General features: G+C 57.9%; 3 protein-coding genes. All 3 read right to left on the reverse strand.

The features are described from left to right. Nucleotides 1-3303, reverse strand: a 3303-nt coding sequence (locus tag ABLN94_RS24395; RefSeq protein ID WP_352997277.1) for an autotransporter outer membrane beta-barrel domain-containing protein, incomplete at its 3' end; no start/stop codon positions are given. Nucleotides 3304-3406: 103 nt separating this feature from the next. Next, the gene (locus ABLN94_RS24400; protein ID WP_352997279.1) at nucleotides 3407-4540 is read right to left on the reverse strand and encodes a TIGR03032 family protein; all 1134 of its coding nucleotides are present in this window, start codon (nucleotides 4538-4540) and stop codon (nucleotides 3407-3409) included. Between the two features lie 193 nt (nucleotides 4541-4733). Then, a partial coding sequence (locus ABLN94_RS24405) for a TAXI family TRAP transporter solute-binding subunit (RefSeq protein WP_352997281.1) occupies nucleotides 4734-4950 on the reverse strand: 217 nt, incomplete at its 5' end.

Below are 4950 nucleotides of genomic sequence, written 5' to 3' on the forward strand. Positions count from 1 at the left end.
TGTGCTGTCGAAGAACGCATAACGCAACTGACCATCCAGATAGAGTTGACTATCGGCCAGCCACAACGCGCTCAGCGTCACATCGTAGGCGTCGGTGTCGATCTTGCCGTCGGCCAATGACGTTTCGCTGTCGGTCGACAGTGTTGTTGCACCGAACTCAAGCCCACCGATCAGTGCGCCGCCGCCGATCTCGGCAAGGGGCAGGCTGGCGCCGACACGCAGGCCGCCGCTGGTCGTTTCATTCGTGCGATCACCAGAGGTATAGCGGTCGCGCCCACCTTCAGCGTTCAGCCAGACCAATGGTTGATCTGTAGAGCTGAGTTCGCTCAGGGATCGGCTGACTGTGTTCGCGTCTTCCGCACCAGTTCTGCCGATCAGTCGACGCAACGCCCCATCCAGTGCCATATGGTCGCTGAACTGCTGGATGCCGGCCGCAAGGAATGCGCGGTTCGGATTCAGGTACACCCCACCGTTCTCAGCGAAGGGGGAAAGAATGAATTCACCGGTTGCCGGATCGTAGTCGAGCAGGAAGGTATAGGCACCTCCAACGATTGCGCCTTCTCCGCCTTTGGTCACAAAATCACCGTTCACCAGACGGAAGTCGTTGGCAGAACTCGAGTCGGAAATTGTGGCAAGCGCATAGGTCTGGAGATTTGCAAGAGTACCGGATTTCTGAACCTGCAGGCCTTGTTGTGCTCCTGAACTGTCGCCTGTCACAATCAACTGGTCGTTGGTTCCAGCATCAAAATCGACATCGAGCGCCACAGTGCCGGACCCCGTCAGATCACCGCCAATGGTCAGGCGATCACCCCCGCTTCCGTCCGCCAAACTGATAAGTCCATCGTTGTTAACTTCGCCTACGACACTGACCGTCCCCGATCCGCCAAAACCGGCCAAGAAACGGCTGGTCGCGTCGGTCCGCAGGTTGCTGTTCAAAGACTGGTCCGCCTCTCCTGCTGCGATGGTCGATCCGTTGTTTGCCGCGAGAGAATTAATGTTTGATGCTGAACTATCCAGAGTCAGGACACTTCCATTGTCTGCCGTCAGGTTTTCCCAATTGGTGAACAGAGCGCCATCTAGATTGCCGTTGAAGGCCGAAAAGGTCAGCGTATCCTGCGTGCCAAGGCCGCCATCGAACAGGGTTGCCGCGCTGATATTCGCCCCCCCTTCAATCGTCAGCGCGTCAGTACCATCACTCAGCAGCACCTCACCGGCAATTGCTGATCCCGACCGCAGAATGACATGGCTATTGCCGCCATCACCGTCGACAATCGCCTCGCCAGACAAGGACGAGACCGACGCACCGCTTTCAAGAGTGATCACACTAGACCCGCCAGAGTTTGTTCGGACGTCAATCGCTGCACTCGCCCCCGCCGTAACGGTGCCGCCAACATTTACCCGCAACGCGCCATCGCCAAAGTTGCGGGCGTAAATCCCCCGAAAATCGCCGCTGACGACACCGGAGGTGCTGATGGTAAGATCTCCATTGCCTTCGTTTCTGGCGTAAACTCCTATGCCGTTGGTGCCGATTGCCCCCCCGGTCGCAATCGTCAAAGCACCGCTACCTTGATTGATTGCAGTCACCCCTGTGTACGTACCTGTTACGGTCCCTGTGTTCGCGATTGATAGATCTGTGCCAAGCGTCCTGTTCAACGCGAATATTCCATTCCGCCCAGTCGTCGTGACAACTGCCGAGGAAATCGTCAGCGCGCCGCTGCCATCGTTAAGTGCAACGATTCCGTCATCTCCGCTGGTGACCGTGCCACCCTGCGTGTTGACCGAGAGATCTGTGCCACCTTCGTTGCGCGCGATCACACCATTGCCAACGGTGCCAGTGACGTCCGACGTCGAAATCGTCAGCGCACCACTGCCCCGGTTGGTGGCTGCAATACCGGTTGCGCCTGTGACTGTCCCCGCAGCGGTGATCGACAAGTCAGTTCCCGAGGCGGCATTAAGAAGGTACATTCCCTCTTCGTTCGTTCCAGTGACGTTGTTGACGGAAACCGTCAGTGCGCCGGTGCCCTGGTTTCGTGCGTCGATCCCTTTTGTGACCGCACTGATCGTTCCGGTGGATGTGACCGAGAGGTTCGCGCCATAGTTGGCCAGGTTCAGCCCGTTCAGGCGGGTTGAGGTCACGTCCGCGGTCGAAACGGTCAAATCTCCGGTGCCGGTGTTTCGCGCGGAAATCCCACGCCAGTTGCTTGTTACCAGCCCGCTTGTCGTGATCGAAAGATCGGTGCCTGTGTTACCGGCGTAGATGCCCGAATTGTTGGCGGTTCCGGTGACGTTCGCCGCAGAGATCACCAGTGCGCCTGCTCCATAGTTACGGGCATTGATCCCGTACCCATCCGTTGTACTGATCGCGTCCCCGACATCGATGGTCATATTTCCGGTTCCGCGGTTGCTGGCAGAGATCGCATCACGACCGCCCGTAACGGTCCCCGATGCCGTGACCGATAGATCGGTGCCGGAGCCGTAGTTTGCCGCCCGTATCCCAAAGCTATTGGTTCCAGTCACGTCCGCGGTTGAGATTGTCAGGGCCCCGCTGCCATTGTTAATGGCAGCAATCCCCCGATTGCCACCGATCACCCGGTCCGTTGTGCTGATGGAAAGATCGCCGCCGGAACTCGTCGCGTAAATGCCGTCACCTGTCGCGCCGCCTGAGACACTCGCCGTCGAGATTGTCAGCGCACCGCTACCGGAATGTCGGGCAACAATGCCGGAGCGCCCTCCGGTAACGATCCCGGACGTCGTGATTGAAAGGTCCGTGCCACGGTCGTTTCTGGCATAAATCCCATCATCCGACGCGCCGCTTATATCCGCCGCTGTGATCGAGAGGCTCCCCGGCGAAAACACACCGTAGTTTCGCGCATAGATACCGTTGCGCGCTCCGCTAAGCGTGCCTGTCGTGGTCACCGTCAAATCGCCGCCGCCATAAACGACAGTCCGAAGCGCGTCATTGGTCCGCGAAAGGACTGTTGACCCGTTGTTGTCGGTAAAGGTCACACCCGAATTGCTGAAAAGATCAATGGCGTTTGCAGAATTGAAAGGCTCAATGCCAAAGCCCAGCGCCGTTTCTACAAATATGGGGGCGCCGTTGATGATCGTCACACTGATGTCGTTGATCGGATCAGCCGGTCCGGAACATAAAAAAATGCCGGGGACTTGCGGGACGCAGCTACCCGCAAGCGCGGAGCTTGTAGGCAGAAGTGTGGTCGCGCCAAGTGCCGCCGCAGAAACGCCCGACGGTATGCGCCCTAATGCTGGAGCGAAACTTGCCACATGCCCCTTATACTTTGTCATCCGACCGCCACGGAGACGGATTGCTCGATAGTGGGGCAGGCTCGTGCTCTTATCTGTTTTACTCATTATGTCCGTACCAATACTGATTAAATTATTGAGTTTTCTATGTTTGCTTCGGCAGGGTGATCAGCGTCGCAGCCTCAGGGGTGCCGGGGGCTGCAGCCATAGGGCAGAGGTGACCCGGCAGTAGCTCGAGGTCATAAATCTCAGCCACCGCGCCATCTATCCGTAGCCAGTCCACACACGCCTTGGTCTCAAGATCTATTATCTGGAGCCCGCACCATGGCGCGCTGTCGGCCTCGGCTAGACGGGCCTCAAGCTCCAGCCCCTCGAACCGCTTGTAACGGGGCTTGGACAGGCCGACGAAGGCGTAACGACCGTGCACGGCCAGACCACGCGCAAAACCGGGGCAAAAAACATGCGGCTCAAAACGACCCTTGCCGTTCCGGTCGAACTCCACTGTGCCCAGCTCGCCACGCCCGGAATTCAGCAGCCATAACCGTCCGTCATGCCATCGCGGCGAATGCGGCATCGACAGGTTGTCGCAAACGATGTCTCCCGTCTGGACGTCAATAACGATGCCCCCATCCGCACGCCGGTCGCGCCAGCCGTCGATCGTGTTCGAACGGCTGACGGCTGTGACGTATCGGGGGTACCCGTCCTTCATCGCCAACCCGTTCAGGTGGCAACGATCCTCATCCACCAGCGATGAGATGAACGGGGGCCGCCAGACCTCACGAAAGCTGTGGCGCGGGTCCGGTGTTGCGAGGCAATTATATCGCGTGTTGACGAAGATCGCCCTGCCCGAAGCGTCAATGCCAAGGTCGTGCAAGTCCAGCCGCCCGGTGAACTCGCTCTGACGCGGCATGAAGGCGGCGTCGAACAGATCATTCACGCGCTCTTGCGGTTCCAGCACGTTCTGCAGGTGCAGAATTTGGTCATCCGCTGCCAGCGACAAACCGTGCGCCCCATGACGGTGAATGCCCATTGGTCGGGGGAAAGCCATCTGATGGATGTTGATCCCACCGCCCGGCTTGACCCCCACAATGTAAAGGAACCCCGACTGATAGGATGAAAAGGCAATGGACAGCCCAAGCCCTCCAAGCCGATCGGCCAGACCCGCTGAGATCGAATAGTCAACTTTGGATGTCTCCGGAGAAGAAATCGCTGTGTCGCTCTCATGCCTGCCGCCAAGGTTTTGGGGACAGATGGAGGTCTGCTCTATCGTGTTTTGCATACTCAAATAAGCCTTATTGGCATTCGAATTACTTTTTTGACGCCTTATTAATTGCTTCACCCGCTTCAACTGCGTTTGAAGCCATCTCATTCCTCATTCGGGCTTGATGTTGTCTGTGCGGGGCCACGCGAATAGCGTTGCATCAGCGTGGCCCCGGCGCCTGTTGGATGAGAGTTGCCGAAAATGTCCGGACTTATTCCAGAAGACCCTTTTCCTGATAGTATTTGAGCGCGCCCGGATGAATGGGCGCTGAGAGACCAGCCGTTACCATTTCCTCTTTGGTCAGGTTGGCGAAGGCTGGGTGGAACGTGCGAAAATCGTCGAAATTCTCGAAGATGGACGACACCAAAGCATAGACCGCCGCATCAGATACGTTGGCCGATGTCACAAGTGTTGCACCGACCCCAAAG

The organism is Ruegeria sp. SCP11, assembly GCF_040329455.1.
In the GTDB taxonomy this organism is placed as follows: Bacteria; Pseudomonadota; Alphaproteobacteria; order Rhodobacterales; family Rhodobacteraceae; genus Ruegeria; species Ruegeria atlantica_E.

Bases quoted from the DNA above. Each gene is read 5' to 3' on its own strand.
- ABLN94_RS24400 (WP_352997279.1), bottom strand. From the start codon at position 4,540: ATGCAAAACACGATAGAGCAGACCTCCATCTGTCCCCAAAACCTTGGC.